This is a genomic window from Arthrobacter glacialis (genome assembly GCF_002909445.1).
Classification (GTDB): Bacteria; Actinomycetota; Actinomycetes; order Actinomycetales; family Micrococcaceae; genus Specibacter; species Specibacter glacialis.
Genome location: NZ_PPXC01000010.1, coordinates 49,988 through 68,311 on the forward strand (window position 1 = coordinate 49,988; position 18,324 = coordinate 68,311).

Consider the following 18,324-nt stretch of genomic DNA (forward strand, 5'->3'; position numbering starts at 1 on the left):
CTGCAAAGGTGTTGACAAGCTCCACGTGAGAGTTGCGAGTCGCCGTTCAGGGCCTAGAAAACGCGCCCCACCCGTCCTGCACGGTGGCGTAACAAACGCAATTTTTGTTTACGGTGAATCCCGCGGTTTCAGGAGCCTGGCCGGCACGATTTTGGCGCTGCCAAAGCGTGCCGCAATGGCATCACCCACCACCTCTGTACTGCGGTTATTGTCCTCACGCGGGTCCAGGGAAAATTGCAGTGGGGCAGAGTCCACCGATTCCAGCTGGTCAATGCGCACCCCTATCAGGCGCACGCTCTGGGGTCTGGTCCCGAGGGCAAGTAGCAGCGCCACGGCCCCTGCGTAGATTTGGGCGGCACTATCAGTGCCCGCTCCCAAGGTTTTGGACCGGGTGATGGTCGAAAAGTCTGTGTACTTGATTTTCAAGGCCAGGGTGCGGCCACTGAGGTTGGCAAGCCGCAGCCGCGCGGCCACCCGGTGCGAGAGGCGCAACAGTTCACGGGTGAGAATCTCGTCGTCGTACGTGTCTTGGGCGAAAGTCTCCTCGGCACCAATACTCTTCTCCGCGCGCACCGTTGACACGGGGCGCGGATCGATCCCCCATGACAGCGCGTGCAGGGCGGGCCCTGTGCTGCCCAGGGCCTTTTGCAAGCTTGCCACGGGAGTGGCGGCAACATCCGCCACGGTGAAGATCCCCAGACGGGCCAGGACTTCACGGGTTTTTACCCCCACTCCCCACAGGGCTTCCACCGGCAAGGTGTGCAGGTAGGCCACTGTGCCTTCCTTCTCGATCAGCAGCATCCCATTGGGTTTGCACCGGGTTGACGCCACCTTGGCCACAAATTTGCTCGCCGCTATCCCCACCGAGGCAGTAATTCCTATCTCCGCAGAGATCCGCGAACGGATCAACGCCCCAATTTCCAAGGGCGTACCCAAACGCCGGAGAGCACCGCGAATGTCCAGAAACGCCTCATCCACACTCAGTTGCTCCACCGTGTCAGTGATGGAGTTGAAGACCTCCATCACCTGGGCCGAAACCTGATAGTAGAGCTGGTGGCGAGGTTCAATCACGACGGCGGTCGGGCACAGGCGTAGCGCAGTCGCCATGGGCATGGCCGAGCGAACCCCCACGGCCCGGGCTTCATAGGAGGCTGAAAGCACCACCGAACGTCCCAGCGGGTGGCCAACTATAACCTTCTTGCCCACCAAATCCGGGCGCTCGCGCAACTCCACCGAGACAAAGAACGCGTCCATGTCAACATGCATGATGGTGCAGCCGTCTTGCTCGGGAAGCTTGTCCTGCTGCAGTTGCTGGTTCACCCCTCAAGTCTAGTGATGGTGAACGCTGCACCCCGCTGCGGGAGTGAGGTGCACAACATGTGCTGGGGTACCGTTGCCCGTAGTGGGTAAACTGAGAGTTGGTGCCAACGCACCGGCACCGGCAGCAAAGGAAAAGTCATGACAAACTCCACACCCCGCCCCGGCTCCCCCCTGTTGCTCGCACGCAGGGGCCTGTTCGGCGTCGCGGCAAGTTCCGCCGTGATACTTTTGGCCGCTTGCTCAAGCCCGGCCACACCCACCAACACGCCAACTGCAACCGCGTCAAGCGCGCCAGCGGCTACACCCTCAACCGCTGCGGCTACTGCCTCAGGCACCGCAACGGCCGCTGCCACCGCAAAGTCGGCTGTGAAGGAGCTCGTTGACGGCTTTCCCAAGACGGTGGTCCCGCTCATGACGGGCGCGCAGATCCAGGCGTCCAGCGTTCAGCTGACCACACCTGTTTCCGTTGCCGCACTGACTGCCACAGTGACGGCCCCTGCCGCCGATGTTTTGAGCTACTACTCCAAGGTCTTTACCGACCAGGGCTTCACTGCCCAGCCCGGCGACGCCGTGGACGGAGTGCCGCTGAAGACTTTTATCCGGGCTGGGGGCCAGGAAATCATCACCGTCTCGGTGGTCCAAACAGCGGCCACAGCCACCTTCACGGTGGGCGCCACATTGTTGCCTGCCTCGCTGAAGTAGATTCACCCAGTTCAACGGCGCAGCATGCCCCGGGCAAGACTATGCCCTCCCTGCGCACCCCCCCTACGACCGGCCAGCACCTCCCACAGCTAGGAACTCTGAAAGCATGAACGCAACGCCTGAGCAGACTGACGCCGCCATTGCTGGTGAAAACGAGGCCTACATTGCTGGCGTTGCCGCGCAATTGAATGACTTCCTGGCCGAGAAGCACCAGCTCTTGGCCGAGATTTCTCCGGCGACGCTGGTCCTGATCGATTCCATCAAGACACTTGTCACTGGTGGAAAACGGATGCGCGCGCTGCTGTGTTACTGGGGTTGGCGCGGCGCGGGGGGCGCCGCCGATTCGACGTCAATCATTGCCGCGGGAGCGGCCCTGGAACTCTTTCAAGCCGCGGCCTTGATCCACGATGACATTATTGACCGCTCGGATACCCGCCGCGGCGGGCCCAGCGTGCACAAGCAGTTCAGCACGCTCCACGCTGATCAGGGCTGGGCTTTGGACGCTGAACGATTCGGCCATGCTGCGGCCATTCTGACAGGCGACCTGTGCCTGTCCCTGAGCGAGGAAATGTTCGCCCGCGTGGACCAGGGCAGCAACCCACGGGCCCGTGCGGTTTTCAACCTCATGCGAACAGAGGTCATGGCGGGGCAGTACCTGGATATTTTGGAAGAAGTGGCCGGCCCCTCAAAACCACACAACACTGCTGTGGCCAGGGCATCGGCCATCATTCGCTTTAAGAGTGCCAAATACTCCTCGGAGCACCCCCTGGTGCTCGGTGGCGCACTGGCCGGCGCCCAAGAGTCACTTCTGGCGGGTTACAGCGCCTTCGCCCTGCCTTTGGGTGAGGCCTTCCAACTGCGCGACGACGTCCTGGGAGTTTTTGGGGACCCGGTACAAACGGGAAAGCCGGCTGGCGACGATCTTCGCGAAGGCAAACGAACGGTCTTGGTGGGACTGACCATTGACGCCGCGGCAGAGGCCGAGAAGGAATTTGTTGATAAAAATCTGGGCCGCCAGGACTTGACGGACGCCGAGGTGGCCCGCCTGTGCGCCATCATGGTCGAGTCGGGGGCGCTTGCCAGCACCGAGGCCATGATCGCGGATCTCAGTGAAACGGCCTTTGCCGCCTTGGACACGTTGCCCATCGAGGACTTTGTGTCGGTGGCGCTGTCAGCTTTGGGCCGCGGCGCCGTTTCCAGGACGTCCTAGTCCCCAGCTCCTCTCCAACGGTTAAGCAGACGCGCCCGTCCCCGCTTTTCGCACCCGTAGGAACGGGTGCGAAAAGCGGGGACGGGCGCGCTGGCAGTGCCAGGCCCGCGACGCTGGGGCCCAACACTTCAAAGGTTTTGAATTACCAGCCCAAGGCTGATGCGCGACGGCGAATTTCAGTCTTCCGGCCGGCGTGCAGGGCATCGATGGGACGGCCCGGCAATGACTCATCAAAGGTGAAGAGCCAAACAATGGCTTCGTCATCTTCAAATCCTGCATCGTGAAGCACCGAGATGGTGCCGCGCAGGCTTTCCAGGATGTGGTCATCGGCAAAGAATTCGGCCGGAACAGCTCGAATTGAGCGTTCACCTATACGTGCTGCCAGCAAGGAACCGTCCTTGACCATGGCGTGGACTTTGGTGACCGAGACATCAAGTTTCTCGGCTACATCGGGCAGGGGCAGCCATTCGCTGACTACTGTTTCAACTTTACTCACACTCAAAGGTTCCCACAGATCAGCTCCCACGGTATAAAGCTGCCAATAAATTGTGCCTGATTCCACAAATAAACCCGCCACGCTGGTGGTTCAGTGTAGGTTCAATTTGAGTCACATCAGTAACATCGTTACCAATAGCATCATCCGTAACGGAAAACTTGAGGTATGCACCCATGACACCCACACGCCCCTCGACTACCGCCGGCAAGCAGCTAGCAGCAGTCGCCACAGCAGCCATTCCCGTAGTCATGCTCTCCTCCTTAGCCATGGCCCCGCCCGCAACGGCCGCTCCGGTCAAGACCCAAACAGCGCCCCACGGCGCCATTGACGGCAAGAGCGTCCTTGCCGCAGTCAAGGCCCGTACGTCCACCGGCACCAGCATTTCGGCTGCTGTCGTGGCAACGTCGGTTCCCCGCGGACTTCCCGCCAAGGCAACCATGCCCGCGCAAACCGCCACCAACAGCAAGCACACCGTTGCCGCAGGCGACACCGTCTCAGCGATTGGCGCACGCTACGGTGTCTCCACGCAGTCAGTGCTCACACTGAACAACCTCTCCGCCACTTCGATCATCCACCCCGGCAAGGTCCTGCTCATTTCCGGAGACCAGGCAGCTGCTGCCAGCCCCACGACGGCAACCGCGGCAGCTAGCTACACAGTGCGCAGCGGTGACACGCTCAGCGGAATTGCGGCCCAGCACAAGGTGAGCCTGACAACGGTATTGTCCTTGAACAATCTCAATGGCAGCTCCATCATCCATCCCGGCCAGGAGATCAAGGTGGGTGGCCAGGCGGCGGCTGCGCCGTCGTCCCCGCAGGTCTCCACTGCCCAGCCTGCCGGCGGAGACAACTATGTCATCAAGGCCGGGGACACCCTCTCCGCCATTGCGGCGAACCACGATGTGAGCGTTTCGGCGTTGGCATCCGCGAACAGCATGGAGCTGCGCAGCACCATCCATCCGGGCAAAACCCTGGTGATCCCCGGAATCGGAACTGCCTCCAGCGACATCACGCCGCTGGCGCCGTCACCGGCGGCCCCGGGCGCCCTGACCGAGGACCAGAAGGTGCCCAATACCTTCCTGCACTACGTCTACCCCGATGCCGTTGTCAGTGACGCCAACAAGAACAAGGCTGAACTTCTGGCAGCGCCGGCACCCAACCGGGCGCAGATGAAGGAGATTGTTGCCAGCACAGCAGCAAGCATGGGAGTGGATCCCGCGCTGGCCCTGGCGTTCGCGCAGCAGGAATCCGGTTTCAACCACCAGTCAGTCTCACCGGCCAACGCCATTGGCACCATGCAGGTCATCCCGGATGCCGGCGACTGGGCCTCGGGCTTGGTGGGCCGGAAGCTGAATTTGTTGGACCCGCAGGACAATGTGACGGCCGGCGTGGCGATTATTCGGGCGCTGCTCAAGGGTGCACCCTCGGAGGATTTGGCCATTGCCGGTTACTACCAGGGCCAATACTCGGTCAGTGTGAACGGCATGTTCAAGGACACCGTCATTTACGTGGCCGGCATCAAAGCCAACCGTGCGCTTTTTAGCTGAATTGTTTTCACTAAACTTTTAGCCCGCTAAAGTACGCTCTCAACGAAAAGGGACGCCCTGCACTGTGTTGCAGGGTGTCCCTTTTCGTTTCAACTCATAAGCTGGAAGAGTGCAAGATCCCGCAGCTGACCCCCTGATCGGGTCCACCGTTGATGAGCGCTACCTGGTTTTGTCCAAGGTGGCTCACGGCGGCATGTCCACAGTGTATTTAGCCAAGGACTTGCGCCTACACAGAAACATTGCGCTAAAGATCCTGCATCCGCACCTGGCCACCGATGCCGCCTTCATTGCCCGGCTGCAGCGGGAGGCCCAAAGTGCGGCGAGCCTCTCCCACCCCCATGTGGTGCAAATCCATGACCACGGTGTGGGCCCGCAGCACGCCTACCTGGTCTTTGAATTCATTGACGGCTACACCCTGCGTGATGTCATCAATCAACGTGGGGCCCTGAGCCCACGGCAGGCGCTGGAACTGCTGGATCCCGTCGTTGAGGGCCTGGCGGCCGCGCACAACGCCAGCCTGGTTCACCGGGACGTAAAGCCCGAGAACGTGCTGATTTCACGTCAGGGCTGGGTCAAGATCGGTGACTTCGGCTTGTCCCGTGCCGTCACCACCAACACCAACACGGGAACCTTGCTGGGCACAGTGGGCTACATTGCCCCTGAGCTTGCCCAGGGCCACAATGGCGATGCCCGCAGCGACATTTATTCCGCCGGCATCATGCTCTATGAACTACTCACAGGCGTCCAGCCCTTCCGCGGCACAGTGCCGGTTGCCGTGGTCATGGCGCACATCCAAGATGACGTTCCGGCGCCTTCCCTTGCCATTGCCGGGCTCCCTCCGGTCATGGACGAGCTGGTGCGCTACATGACCGAGAAGGATCCTGACCACAGGCCTGCCAATGGCGCCGCACTCCTGGAGGACCTCCGCCATATCCGCCAGACACTCACGCCTGCCGAATTGGATTTTGGCGGCACCCCGTTGGGCCAGCGTCCCGTGGTGGGATCCAACGCCAACACCGAGGCTATTTCCCAGGCAACCTCTGCGATTCCCAACGATGCCACCAGCGTGATTGCCGCCCCCAACTTCCCCACCTCAGTTCTGCCGCCGTCGTCGAGGCTGTACACCGAGGATTCCCGCACGGACATGTACGACGCCGGGAACACCAGCGCCGCGCACATCGGCGCCAGCTCCTATGCCCAGGCGGGAGACGGCACCTCCGCGCCTGCCCTTTCCAAGCGCCAGGCCAGCGCCGATGCCAAGGCCCGCGCCAAGGCAGCCGCCACACCGCAAATAGTTCTTGGCCCCAAAAACCCCCGGCGCAGGGCCCTGTTGTGGAGCCTTCTGGTGGTGCTGCTCTTCGTCGTTGTCGCGGTTGCCGGCTGGTTCCTCGCTTTGGGTCCCGGCGCCCTGTCAACGGTCCCTGACGTCCACAACAAGACAGTGGCACAAGCCCAGGAACTGCTGCAGGCCCAAGGGTTTGAGCTGCTACCAACCTCCAACGTGTTTGATGAGAAGGTTGCTGCCGGTTTTGTGGTGGCCACCGATCCCGGCGCCGGGGAATCGATCCGGAAGTTTCAATCGGTCACCTTGAAAGTCTCGGCAGGGCCTGTTCTCTACAAGGTCCCCGCCGTGACCGGGCAGGCACTGGACGCGGCCCAGAAACTCCTCACCGACGGCCAACTGGCCGTGGGCACCGTCACGGAGACCTTCGACGAGAAGGTGCCGGCCGGCGTCGTACTGAGTCAGGATCCAGCCACGGGGAAAGAGTTCCGGGCCAACACCAAAGTGAACCTGGTGGTCTCCAAGGGGCCGGAGCCCATCCCTGTCCCGGCCTTGGCAGGCAAAACCGAAGCCGACGCCGTGGCAGCCCTGAAGGCCGTGGGTCTGGTGGCAGCCATCGCTCCCGAGCGCGTCAACAGTCTCACGGTTCGCACCGGCTCGGTAGTCTCCCAAAGTCCGGACGCGGGCAACCTCAAGGCCGGCGACACCGTCACCCTGACGCTCTCCAAGGGACCGCGGATGATCACTGTACCCAACCAGGTGGGCAAGCAGGTTGACGCCGCCACCAAGGCGCTGGAGGACCTGGGCTTCAAGGTCAGCGTGGAGAAGCTGCTGGGTGGATTCTTCGGAACAGTGCGCTTCCAGACGCCCGACGGCGGCCAAGCCCCGGAAGGCTCCACCATCGTGCTGCAGGTCATCTAGCGCCGCCCCTGTCGCTGGGACGACGAAACGGTCATCCGCTGACGCTATTTCAGCAGCGGATGACCGTTTCGGTGTCTCAAGGATGAGCGGGTGCAGAAAAGTCCCGTTCAAAGGACCCGGGAACGGCTTCGGGCGTCCGCGAAGCGGGCGGGGTCCTTTGAACGGGACTTTTCTGCGGGAACTACTTGGACTTGCCCAGTGCTTCAGCGACCAGGAATGCCATTTCCAGTGACTGCTTGTGGTTCAGTCGGGGGTCGCAAACAGACTCGTAGCCGGTCAGGAACGCTTCCTGGTCCACGGGGTCGGCGCCACCGAGGCACTCGGCCACGTCGTCGCCGGTCATCTCCACGTGCAGGCCACCCGGGAAGGTACCCTGGGCCTGGTGAACTTCGAAGAAGCCGCGGACTTCATCAATGACGTCGTCAAAGTTGCGGGTCTTGTAGCCGTTGGGCGAGGTGACTGTGTTGCCGTGCATGGGGTCTGTGACCCACAGCACCTGCGCACCGGAGGCCGTTACTTTCTCCACCAGGTTCGGCAGCTTCTCCCGAATGTTGGTGGCACCCATGCGCGTGATGAACGTCAGGCGGCCGGGTTCGCGGTTCGGGTCAAGCTTTTCAATGAGGCGCAGTGCATCATCAGGGGACGTGGTGGGGCCAAGCTTCACACCGATCGGGTTGCGGACACGGGAGAGGAACTCCACGTGGGCCTGATCCAGGTCCCGGGTGCGCTCACCAATCCACAAGAAGTGGGCGGAGGTGTCGTAAGGAAGGCCCGTGCGTGAGTCGATCCGCGTCAGTGCGCGCTCGTAGTCCAGCAGCAGTGCCTCGTGGCTGGCAAAGAATTCAACAGTCTTCAATGCCTCAAAATCGGCACCGCAGGACGCCATGAACTTAATCGCGTTGTCGATGTCCTTGGCCAGCTGCTCGTAGCGGCTGTGGGCCGGGTTGGAGGTGAAGCCCTTGTTCCACTCGTGCACGCTGCGCAGATCGGCAAAGCCGCCCTGCGTGAAGGCGCGGATCAGATTCAAGGTGGATGCCGAGGTGTGGTAGGCCTTGAGCATGCGCGCGGGATCGTGCTGGCGGGATTCCGGGGTGAAGTCGTAGCCGTTCACGATGTCGCCACGGTATGCCGGGAGGGTCACGCCGTCGCGCGTTTCATCATTGGAGGAACGCGGCTTGGCGAACTGGCCGGCCATGCGGCCCATCTTGATGACAGGCAGCTGGGCGCCGTAAGTGAGCACCACTGCCATCTGCAGGATGGTCTTGACGCGGGCGCTGATCTTATCCGCCGTGGCGGCTTCGAAAGTTTCGGCACAGTCGCCGCCCTGAAGCAGGAACGCCTTGCCCTGGGCAGCCTGGGCCAACCGTGAACGCAACACGTCCACTTCACCGGCAAACACCAGCGGCGGCAGGACCGAAAGCTCCTTCACCGTGGGCTCAAAGGCCGGGGACTCGGACCAGGTGGGCTGCTGGGCAATAGGCAACTCGCGCCAAGCATCCAGGCCCGGATATACGGCAGCACCGGGGACGGAAATTCCGGCGGCGGGTGCTTGTGTCGAGGTAAAAGTTAGATCAGTCACGCCTTAAGCCTATCCCCCCGAACGACTGGCCAGAAACCAGTCCATGTCCTGAGATGGCGCCTGGACTAGATACCGGCCGGTGCGGCTGGTATTTGGCCCCTATTTGGCTGATTCCTGCGGGTCTTCCACAGCGGGAGGCATGGCCTCCTGAGTATTCGTCTTGGCACCAATGATGCTTACCGTACCGGGCAACAACGTCGGTTCCGGTTCCAGCCGCACAGCACCGGCCGGATTCTTGGCATCGCCTACGGTTGCTTTGCCATCCTTGCCGTCTTTGCCGGGGGCCGCCTTGGTGTTCTTCTCGGCCTTTTCGGCCGCCAGTTTCTCCTTAACGGTGGTGGCGTAGGAGTCAACATATTCCTGGCCGGAAAGTCGCATGAGTTCATACATGATCTCATCCGTGACGGACCGCTGCACGAACCTGTCATCGGCCATGCCCTGGTACCGGCTAAAGTCCATGGGTTCACCAAAAATCACACCCAGGCGGCGGATGGTGGGGATCCGCCGGCCAATGGGCTGGACCTTGTCGGTGCCAATCATGGCGACAGGGATCACCGGCACGTTGGCCGTGAGCACAAGCTTGGCCACCCCCACTTTGCCACGGTAAAGCCTGCCATCGGGGCTGCGTGTGCCCTCGGGATAAATGCCCAAAAGCCCGCCATCCTTGAGCACCTGGACGCCCGTGTCCAGGGAACTCGCGGATGCGGCGCCTCCCGAACGGTCCATGGGCAGCTGGTTGGTGAGCTTAAAGAAGGCCGCCGTCAGCCGGCCCTTGATGCCCTTGCCGGTGAAGTAGTCGCTCTTGGCCAGAAAAACCACTGGCCGCGGCACCATGAGGGGCATAAAAATGGAATCGGAGAAGGACAAATGGTTGCTGGCCAGCACCGCCGGACCCTCGGTCGGCAAGTTGTCCAGGCCCTTCGTCCAGGGACGGAACAGTACCTTCAGGACCGGGCCCAGAAAAATCTTCTTCAATACCCAATAGATCACTGTGGTGTTCCTCCTCTGGTGCTCCCGGCTGCAGGCAGACCGAGTTCAGCGCGGTACCCCCGCCATGGACGTACCAACAGTAGTCTAGTGACAGCGGCAGCAATTAGTGCACAGCCCAGCCGTGCCAAATCAAGCAATCTATCCGGCGAATCACACCGGGCAGGAAAGGGGCCATCACCATGGCGCTAGCGTTCCGTTCAGAGGGGCACGGGGATTTGGCCCGTGTCGGTGTTGCTGTTTGCCATGGGTTCACTGGTTCGCCGGTCAGCATGCAGGGATGGAGCGATTATCTGGCTCAGGAAGGATTCGCCGTCAACATGCCCTTGCTGGCTGGCCACGGCACCACCTGGCAGGAGCTGTCCAAAACTCCGTGGGAGCATTGGTACCGGGACTTTGAGGCGTCCTATTTGGAACTGGCAGCCCGGTGCGACACTGTTTTTGTTGCCGGCATGTCCATGGGAGGGGCCTTGGCGTTGCGGGTGGCGGCACTTCATCCTGTGGCGGGGGTGGCCGTGGTGAACCCGGGGCTGACGTTCAGTGATCCGCGGGCCAAATACTCCGGGCTGCTCAAGTGGCTGCTCAAGAGCGTGCCCGCCATTGGGGACGACATCAAAATGACTGGGATCAGCGAGGAGGCCTACACCCGCACACCCGTCGCAGCCGTGCACGAACTGTCCCAACTCTTCGCGGACACCATTGCCAGGTTGCCGCAGGTTACGGCAGCCACGCTGGTATTCCGCTCCAGCGTGGACCACGTGGTGCCCGACACCAGCATTTCCTTGCTGAAGGAAAACCTCAGCAATGCCGAGCTGCAGCTGGTGACGCTGGAAAACAGTTACCATGTAGCCACCATGGACAACGATGCACCGTTGATCTTTTCCCAGTCAGCTGACTTCTTTCGGAGGAACATTCATGCACTCTGACCCCGGCGCGGGCACCCCGCACCCCGGCGGCACTGACGATGAGGTGTGGCGCGACCTTGTAGCCCGGCTGGAAGAACCCGAAGATTCGTTTCTGGACGCCCCCGATGCGACAGCACTACCACCAGCCACCGTCGAGCCCGACACCAAGGGCGTCGTTGACTTTGACCCCCTGGGCGTGTGGCAGCGTCAGGAGGCTCCGGCACCCATGGAACGCCCCGGAACTGATTACACAGCAGACGGTGCCCCGTCACAGGGTCCCCGCGACTATGTTGCCGAGGACGACGACGAGGGCTTTGTGCCGGAGGAACTGCCCAGCCTGGCCAATTCCGAACCAGCCATCGTGCTGTCTTGGATCGGCGCGGCCGGCGGCCCCATTTTTCTCGTCATTGCTGCCATTTTTTGGCGCCAAATCCCCATGATGCTCGTGATTGGTGTGATAGCGGCATTCCTGGCCGGAACCGGCTACTTGCTGTACCGGCTGCCGAACCACCGCGACCACGACAGCGGCGACGGCGCCGTTGTCTAGTTGGCTCCACAGGATCGGCTCAGGCGCCGCGGCGAAGTTGGCAAGCGGCTAGGCGCTGGCGTCTCGTTCCTTGTGCGCCCTGACCCGGGCCAGGTCGGCTGCGCCGATCAACCCGGCAGCCGGACCCAATTGGGCCACCGTGATGTGGGCTTCTTTTCTGTAGCCCCGTCCGGTGAGATTCCGGGCATAGGCTCGGCGGGCAGGCTCCAACAACAGCTCACCGGCGGTGCTTAACCCGCCCCCGATGATGAAGAGCGCAGGATCCAAGGCGGCAGCCAAGTTGGCGATGCCCAGCCCAAGCCACTCGCCCACCTCGGCGACCAGTTCCTTCGCCGTCGCCTCACCCTGCAAGGCGAGCTCCGTGACAACAGTGCCGGTGATGTCCTTGCCCCGACCGTTGACGGCGCCCAACAATCCGGCAGCCATGGGTGAATGCTTCTTGGCTAGTTCCCGGCCTTCACGGCCTAGTGCATTGCCCGAGGCGTACTGCTCCCAGCAACCCCGATTGCCGCACTCACAGCGGTGGCCGCCCGGCATGATGATTTGATGGCCAAACTCGCCAGCCATGCCAAAACTGCCGCGCTCCACCCGCCCGTCCATGACCAGTGCCCCGCCAATGCCGGTTCCCAGCGTCAGCATGACGAGCCTGTTCTGGCCGCGGCCGGCTCCAAAGCGCCATTCGGCCCAGCCCGCAGCGTCGGCGTCGTTGGTCACCAGGACTGGGCGCCCCAGCATGGCTTCCAGGGTCTGGCGCAGGGGCTCCTCGCGCCACGCCAAATGCGGGCTGAAAACCACCGTGGACCCGTCCAAGTCCATCCACCCCGCAGCCCCAATGCCAATGGACTCCACGTGGTACTTCGCATCGAGTTCGTTGACCAGCTCCACAATGACGGCTTCCACGGCACGGGCATCACGCCCGGGCGTATCCCGGCGCAGTTGAGCCAAGATGGCGCCGTTTCCATCCACCACCCCGGCAGCAACTTTGGTGCCCCCAATGTCAATGCCCAGAGCCAGGCCGCCACGGTTGGGGCCGCTTACGGGCGCGGCCAGGGCGGGTGCGGGGTTCGGAGCTGGAACAGCGGAATCGGGAGGCGGCAATTGCATTGGCTCAGTCTAGTCAGCACGGCGAATCAATTCACCAAATTGAAAGTGTGAGCTGGACAACATAAAGTTACTCACCGGTAACAAAATTGTCCCGGCAGATGGCCTGCTGGCCGGATAGAGTAAAGCAACACCAACGCAGGCCCACATATCAAAGGAGCTATTGTGCAAGAGATTTCTGTTCCGGCCAAGGTCGTCAGCCCGCCCACCATGAATGTCACCGATTTCGTGCTGCGTCAGGCGAAGCTGGCCAACAACCCGTCACTTTTCTCCCGTCGCAATGAAGACAATGTGTGGGTCGATGTTTCCGCCAAGGAATTCCATGCAGATGTCTGCGCCATCGCCAAGGGCCTGATAGCCGTCGGAGTCAATGTTGGCGACAGGGTGGGCATCATGGCCCGCACCCGCTACGAATGGTCCCTGGTGGACTTCGCCATCTGGTTTGCCGGTGCCGTTTCCGTGCCGATCTACGAAACCTCCTCCCCGTCCCAGGTGGCATGGAACCTGGGCGACTCCAACGCCGTCGCCGTCTTTGCCGAGTCCGGCAAACACGAGAACATCGTTCGGCAGGCCGCTCACAACGAAGGCCTGGATGCCTTGGCCCATGTGTGGCAGCTGGAGGGCGACGGCCTGGACACTCTGCGCGACGCTGGCAAGGACGTCCCGGATGAGGCACTCGAGGCAGCACGCACCGCCAATGGCTTGGCCGATGTGGCCACCATCATTTACACCTCCGGCACCACGGGGCGCCCCAAGGGCTGCATGTTGACGCACTCAAACTTTGTGGAGCTCAGCGAGAATGCCTTGGCTGTTTTGGGGGCGACCGTGGTGGTCCCGGGTTCGCAAACCATCATGTTCCTTCCGCTGGCCCACGTTTTTGCCCGCTACATCTCCGTGCTGGCTGTCGCAGGCGGTGCCAAAGTTGGCCACACTCCGGACATCAAGCATCTCCTGGAAGACCTCCAGAGCTTCAAGCCAACCTTCATCCTGGCCGTTCCGCGCGTCTTTGAAAAAGTGTACAACTCGGCCACCCTCAAAGCCGAGAGCGAGGGCAAAGGAAAAATCTTCGCGGCGGCCACCAAGACCGCCATTGAGTTCTCCCGCGCAACCCAGGATGGCAAGGTTGGCTTGGGCCTGAAGCTCAAGCACCTGGTTTTTGACAAGCTGGTGTACGTCAAGTTGCGCAACGCCATGGGCGGCAACGTCCGCCACGCAGTTTCCGGCGGCGGCCCGTTGGGCGAGCGCCTTGGCCACTTCTTCCAGGGCATCGGACTGCAGATTCTTGAGGGCTACGGGCTCACGGAAACCACCGCCCCCATCACTGTCAACCGCCCCGAACACATCCGCATCGGCACAGTCGGCGCCCCTCTGCCCGGCAACGCGGTAAAGATAGCCGACGACGGCGAGATCCTCGCCAAGGGTGTTTGCGTCATGAAGGGCTACTTTGGCCGCGAGGACTTGACGGCTGAAACCTTTGTTGACGGCTGGTTCCGAACGGGCGACATTGGCGAGCTGGACGATGAAGGATTCTTGAAGATCACAGGTCGCAAGAAGGAAATCATCGTCACCTCCAGCGGAAAGAACGTGGTTCCGGCCCTGTTGGAGGACCAGATCCGTGCCGATGCCATCGTCTCGCAGTGCGTGGTCATTGGCGACCAGCGCCCGTTCATCGCCGCCATAGTGACCATTGACGAGGAGGCACTGCCGCAGTGGGGCAAGGCGCACGGCCTCACGGCCGGCATCAGCGTTGCCGCGGCAGCCAAGGACCCCATTGTCATTGCCGCTGTGCAGGGCGCAGTGTCCCGAGCCAACAGCACAGTTTCTGCTGCTGAGGCCATCAAGCAGTTCCGGATCGTTGACACCGACTTCACCGAAACATCGGGCCACCTGACGCCGTCCATGAAGGTCAAGCGCGCACAGGTGCTGAAGGACTTTGACACCGTGGTGGATGAAATCTACCTAAGCAAGAAGCCCGTCTAGCCACCAAAAAAGTGACCCGCAGTAGTGGTCGAAAAAACGCGATTTCGCGTTGTTTTTCGACCACTACTGCGGGTCAGTTTTGTTTTAGGAGATGACTGCCAGCAGGTCCCCGCCTTGGACCTGGGCGACCTCAGCGACAGCCAGTCGGGTCACTGTGCCGCCCACCGGCGTCGTAATGGATGCTTCCATCTTCATGGCCTCAATGGTGGCAATGGTGGCACCGGCTTCGACCACATCCCCCACGGCAACCTGCAGGCTCACGGCGCCCGCGAAGGGCGCAGCAACCTGGCCCGCAACTGACTCATCGGCCTTCTCGGCAACCTTGACGGTGCTTTCAATGCTCCTGTCCCGCACCGTGACGGGACGGCTCTGGCCGTTGAGCTTGCAGGTAACAGTGCGCATGCCCTTTTCATCGGCCTCGGAGATGGTTTCCAGCTCCGCGATCAAGTGCACTCCCTTGCCCAGATCCATGACATGTTCCACGCCGCGGCGCAGCCCGTACAGGTAATCGCGGGTGTCCAGCACGGAGACGTCACCGTAGGTTTTGCGCACGGCCTGGAAATCCTTGGTCGGGCCGGCAAACAGCAGTCGGTTCAAGGCTGCCCGGCGGGTGGTGCTCTCGCCGGCCAATTCAGCACTGTCGGCCCCAGTCAAGGTGCCCATGCGCTCAACAATGGTGCGCCCCTGCAAGGCCTTGGTGCGGAACGGTTCCGGCCAGCCACCGGGAGGGGTGCCCAGCTCGCCGCCCAGGAAGCCCACCACGGAATCGGGGATGTCGTAGTTTTGCGGGTTTGCCTCGAAATCGGCAGGATCGGCCTTGATGCCCACCAGGTGCAGGGCCAAATCGCCCACCACCTTGGACGACGGAGTGACCTTGACCAGGTGTCCCAGGATCCTGTCCGCCGCCGTGTACATATCCTCGATCTCCTCGAAGCGCTCCCCCAAGCCCAAGGCGATGGCCTGTTGGCGCAGGTTCGACAGCTGGCCGCCCGGGATTTCGTGCAGGTACACACGGCCCGTGGGCGCTGCCAGTCCTGATTCGAAGGGCGAGTACAGGCGCCGCACGGCTTCCCAGTACGGTTCCAGCGAGCTGATGGCCGCCAGGTCAATGCCTGTGTCGCGTTCGGTGTGTGCCAGGGCTGCAACCAGGGCCGAGGCAGAGGGTTGGCTGGTGGTGCCGGCCAACGACGCCGAGGCGACGTCAACGGCGTCGACCCCTGCATTGATGGCCGCCATCAGCGTGGCCAGCTGGCCGCCCGCCGTGTCGTGCGTGTGCAGGTGCACCGGCAGGTCAAAGCGTTCGCGCAGTGCCGTGACCAGCTTGGCGGCGGCTGCCGGGCGCAAAACCCCAGCCATATCCTTGATGGCCAGGATGTGGGCGCCGGCATCGACAATGCGCTTCGCCAGTTCCAGGTAGTAGTCAAGGGTGTAGATGGTCTCGGCTGGGTCCAGCAGGTCACCCGTGTAGCAGAGGGCTACTTCGGCGACGGCTGTCCCCGTGGCGCGCACAGCCTTGATGGCAGGTTCCATCTGGTCAACGTCGTTGAGGGCGTCGAAGATGCGGAAGATGTCGATGCCACTGGCTGCAGCTTCAGCCACGAACGCATCCGTAACTTCTGCCGGGTAGGGCGTGTAGCCAACAGTGTTGCGCCCGCGCAGGAGCATTTGCAAACACACGTTGGGCAGGGCTTCGCGCAGTTTGGCCAGGCGCTCCCAGGGGTCCTCACCGAGGAAGCGGAGGGCAACGTCATAGGTGGCACCACCCCAGGCCTCAACCGAGAGCAGCTGGGGCGTCAGGACCGACACTGCCGGGCCGGCTGCCAGCAGGTCCCGGGTGCGCACGCGGGTGGCCAGCAGGGACTGGTGCGCGTCGCGGAAGGTGGTGTCAGTGACGGCCACAGCAGTTTGAGCGCGCAACGCTGCGGCGAACCCTTCCGGACCCAGCTCGGCGAGCAGTTGCCGTGTTCCGGCCGGAGCCTGGGCCACGTCGACCTCGGGCAGTTTGCTGGCGGGGTCTGCCAGCACGGTCAGCTCCCCGTGCGGCTTGTTGACGCTCACATCAGCCAACCAGGTCAGCAGCTTGGTGCCACGGTCCGAGGAGACATGTGAGTTCAGCAATTCGGGGCGCTCATCGATGAAGGACGTTGCCACATCGCCTGCGTTGAAGGCGGGGTCTTCCAAAACTGCCTGCAGGAAGGAAATGTTGGTGGACACGCCGCGGATTCGGAACTCTGCCAGGGCGCGTCGGGCACGGGCCACCGCTGCCGGGTAGTCGCGCCCGCGGCAGGTGAGCTTGACCAGCATGGAATCAAAGTGCGGGCTGATCTCGGCACCGGCGTAAATGGTGCCGCCGTCGAGCCTGATGCCCGCGCCACCAGCTGAGCGGTAGGTGGTGATCTTTCCGACGTCGGGCCGGAAGCCGTTTGAGGGGTCTTCGGTGGTGATGCGGCACTGCAGGGCGGCACCCTTGACGTGGATGTTTTCCTGGGTCAGGCCCAGATCGGCCAGGGTCTCCCCCGCGGCGATGCGCAGCTGGGCTTGGACCAGGTCGACGTCGGTGATCTCCTCGGTGACCGTGTGCTCCACCTGGATGCGCGGGTTCATCTCAATAAAGACGTGCTGGCCGGCCCGCTCCCCCACGGTGTCCACGAGGAACTCGACTGTGCCGGCGTTGACGTACCCCATGGCCTTGGCGAACTTCACGGCGTCACTGTGGAGGGCCTTGCGGATGTTCTCATCAAGGTTCGGCGCCGGGGCGATTTCAATGACTTTTTGGTGGCGGCGCTGCAGGGAGCAGTCACGCTCAAAGAGGTGGACCACATTGCCTTCGCCGTCGGCCAGAATCTGGACCTCAATGTGGCGCGGGCGCAATACGGCCTGTTCCAGGAACATGGTGGCGTCCCCGAATGCGGAGTCCGCTTCACGCATGGCGGCTTTCAAAGCTTCCTCAAGGTCTTCTGGCTTGTCCACACGGCGCATGCCGCGGCCGCCACCGCCTGCCACAGCCTTGGCAAAGATGGGGAAACCAATGTCCGCAGCCGATGCCAGCAGTTCTTCCAAGTTGTCGCTGGGCGCACTGGATTTGAGGACCGGAATGCCTGCTGCTCTGGCCGCGTCAATGGCATGGACCTTGTTGCCCGTGAGTTCGAGGACCTCGGCTGGGGGGCCGACGAAGGTGATGCCGGCTTCCTTGGCAGCTGCCGCAAGATCCGGGTTTTCAGACAGGAAGCCGTAGCCGGGGTAGATGGCGTCCGCGCCGGCTTCCTTGGCAACGCGGATGACCTCTGCCACGTCCAGGTAGGCGCGCACCGGGTGCCCCTCTTCGCCTATCAGGTACGCCTCATCGGCCTTTTGCCGGTGGATGGACGTTCTGTCCTCATAAGGGAAAACAGCAACAGTCTTGGCCCCGAGCTCGTAGCTGGCCCGGAAAGCACGGATAGCGATTTCGCCGCGATTGGCAACCAGAATCTTCGAAAACATCTCACTCCTGTGTGAACGATGGTGTGGTGGCACGCACAAGCCGTAAGTGGAGTGCGCGGATCACAATCGAGAGCACAGTGTTCGGCGCCTTGCAAGCCCCGAAACCGTGCCGCCTTGTAAAAAACTAATGTTGTACTGCGACACAAAGTGGTGCCAGTCTCACCCCGCCAACTGGCATGCACCAAATTGTGTGGCGCATCTCACCGTAGGTCCCGTAATAAACAGTACCGCCGGTCCCAACGCCTAGAGGCGGCCAGCGCCAGACCAGTC

At 62.2% G+C, this 18,324-nt stretch carries 13 protein-coding genes; 7 read left to right on the plus strand and 6 right to left on the minus strand.

Going from position 1 to position 18,324, the window contains the following annotated elements; translation table 11 throughout:
- Positions 1–108: 108 nt before the first annotated feature.
- Positions 109–1,266 carry a DNA polymerase IV gene (gene dinB, locus CVS27_RS13320; RefSeq protein ID WP_103466325.1) on the minus strand — a complete coding sequence of 386 codons (1,158 nt, stop codon included), beginning with the start codon at positions 1,264–1,266 and terminating at the stop codon, positions 109–111.
- Positions 1,267–1,458: 192 nt separating this feature from the next.
- Here dinB and CVS27_RS13325 point away from each other — a divergent pair, with 192 nt between their 5' ends.
- Together CVS27_RS13325 and CVS27_RS13330 are read left to right on the plus strand one after the other, a co-directional pair.
- Entirely contained in the window at positions 1,459–2,022 is a 564-nt protein-coding gene (locus CVS27_RS13325) for a hypothetical protein (RefSeq protein WP_103466245.1), read from the plus strand.
- Positions 2,023–2,128: 106 nt separating this feature from the next.
- Entirely contained in the window at positions 2,129–3,232 is a 1,104-nt protein-coding gene (locus CVS27_RS13330) for a polyprenyl synthetase family protein (protein WP_103466246.1), read from the plus strand.
- A gap of 142 nt (positions 3,233–3,374) precedes the next feature.
- Here CVS27_RS13330 and CVS27_RS13335 read toward each other — a convergent pair whose 3' ends face one another.
- Positions 3,375–3,728 carry an Rv2175c family DNA-binding protein gene (locus CVS27_RS13335; RefSeq protein ID WP_103466326.1) on the minus strand — a complete coding sequence of 118 codons (354 nt, stop codon included), beginning with the start codon at positions 3,726–3,728 and terminating at the stop codon, positions 3,375–3,377.
- A gap of 173 nt (positions 3,729–3,901) precedes the next feature.
- Here CVS27_RS13335 and CVS27_RS13340 point away from each other — a divergent pair, with 173 nt between their 5' ends.
- Positions 3,902–5,272 carry a LysM peptidoglycan-binding domain-containing protein gene (locus CVS27_RS13340; protein WP_103466247.1) on the plus strand — a complete coding sequence of 457 codons (1,371 nt, stop codon included), beginning with the start codon at positions 3,902–3,904 and terminating at the stop codon, positions 5,270–5,272.
- 109 nt (positions 5,273–5,381) lie between these two features.
- Positions 5,382–7,475 carry a Stk1 family PASTA domain-containing Ser/Thr kinase gene (gene pknB / locus CVS27_RS13345; RefSeq protein WP_103466248.1) on the plus strand — a complete coding sequence of 698 codons (2,094 nt, stop codon included), beginning with the start codon at positions 5,382–5,384 and terminating at the stop codon, positions 7,473–7,475.
- 181 nt (positions 7,476–7,656) lie between these two features.
- Here the strand turns inward: pknB and CVS27_RS13350 are convergent, their stop codons facing one another.
- Both CVS27_RS13350 and CVS27_RS13355 read right to left on the minus strand, forming a co-directional pair.
- Positions 7,657–9,054 carry a class II 3-deoxy-7-phosphoheptulonate synthase gene (locus tag CVS27_RS13350; protein WP_103466249.1) on the minus strand — a complete coding sequence of 466 codons (1,398 nt, stop codon included), beginning with the start codon at positions 9,052–9,054 and terminating at the stop codon, positions 7,657–7,659.
- 99 nt (positions 9,055–9,153) lie between these two features.
- A complete protein-coding gene (locus tag CVS27_RS13355; RefSeq protein ID WP_103466250.1) occupies positions 9,154–10,044 on the minus strand; it encodes a lysophospholipid acyltransferase family protein in 891 nt (296 codons plus the stop codon).
- A gap of 179 nt (positions 10,045–10,223) precedes the next feature.
- Here CVS27_RS13355 and CVS27_RS13360 point away from each other — a divergent pair, with 179 nt between their 5' ends.
- Both CVS27_RS13360 and CVS27_RS13365 read left to right on the plus strand, forming a co-directional pair.
- Positions 10,224–10,967, plus strand: a complete 744-nt coding sequence (locus tag CVS27_RS13360; protein WP_103466251.1) for an alpha/beta hydrolase — start codon at positions 10,224–10,226, stop codon at positions 10,965–10,967.
- Positions 10,957–11,493: a hypothetical protein gene (locus CVS27_RS13365; RefSeq protein WP_103466252.1), complete on the plus strand. Its 537-nt coding sequence runs from the start codon at positions 10,957–10,959 to the stop codon at positions 11,491–11,493. The genes CVS27_RS13360 and CVS27_RS13365 overlap by 11 nt, the downstream gene beginning before the upstream one ends.
- 48 nt (positions 11,494–11,541) lie before the next feature.
- On the opposite strand, the gene CVS27_RS13370 is transcribed toward CVS27_RS13365, so the two are convergent.
- Complete coding sequence (locus tag CVS27_RS13370; RefSeq protein WP_103466253.1) at positions 11,542–12,597, minus strand: ROK family glucokinase; 1,056 nt, start codon at positions 12,595–12,597, stop codon at positions 11,542–11,544.
- A 162-nt stretch (positions 12,598–12,759) separates the two neighbouring features.
- Between CVS27_RS13370 and CVS27_RS13375 the strand changes: the two genes are divergently transcribed.
- Positions 12,760–14,574: an AMP-dependent synthetase/ligase gene (locus CVS27_RS13375; protein ID WP_103466254.1), complete on the plus strand. Its 1,815-nt coding sequence runs from the start codon at positions 12,760–12,762 to the stop codon at positions 14,572–14,574.
- An 84-nt stretch (positions 14,575–14,658) separates the two neighbouring features.
- On the opposite strand, the gene CVS27_RS13380 is transcribed toward CVS27_RS13375, so the two are convergent.
- Positions 14,659–18,054 carry a pyruvate carboxylase gene (locus CVS27_RS13380; RefSeq protein ID WP_103466255.1) on the minus strand — a complete coding sequence of 1,132 codons (3,396 nt, stop codon included), beginning with the start codon at positions 18,052–18,054 and terminating at the stop codon, positions 14,659–14,661.
- Positions 18,055–18,324 lie beyond the last annotated feature (270 nt).

What these genes read in the sequence shown, in the direction of transcription:
- dinB (WP_103466325.1), bottom strand. Translation starts at nt 1,266, where the DNA reads ATGCATGTTGACATGGACGCGTTCTTTGTCTCGGTGGAGTTGCGCGAG.
- CVS27_RS13365 (WP_103466252.1), top strand. Translation starts at nt 10,957, where the DNA reads ATGCACTCTGACCCCGGCGCGGGCACCCCGCACCCCGGCGGCACTGAC.
- CVS27_RS13340 (WP_103466247.1), top strand. Translation starts at nt 3,902, where the DNA reads ATGACACCCACACGCCCCTCGACTACCGCCGGCAAGCAGCTAGCAGCA.
- CVS27_RS13330 (WP_103466246.1), top strand. Translation starts at nt 2,129, where the DNA reads ATGAACGCAACGCCTGAGCAGACTGACGCCGCCATTGCTGGTGAAAAC.
- CVS27_RS13360 (WP_103466251.1), top strand. Translation starts at nt 10,224, where the DNA reads ATGGCGCTAGCGTTCCGTTCAGAGGGGCACGGGGATTTGGCCCGTGTC.
- CVS27_RS13380 (WP_103466255.1), bottom strand. Translation starts at nt 18,054, where the DNA reads ATGTTTTCGAAGATTCTGGTTGCCAATCGCGGCGAAATCGCTATCCGT.
- CVS27_RS13370 (WP_103466253.1), bottom strand. Translation starts at nt 12,597, where the DNA reads ATGCAATTGCCGCCTCCCGATTCCGCTGTTCCAGCTCCGAACCCCGCA.
- CVS27_RS13325 (WP_103466245.1), top strand. Translation starts at nt 1,459, where the DNA reads ATGACAAACTCCACACCCCGCCCCGGCTCCCCCCTGTTGCTCGCACGC.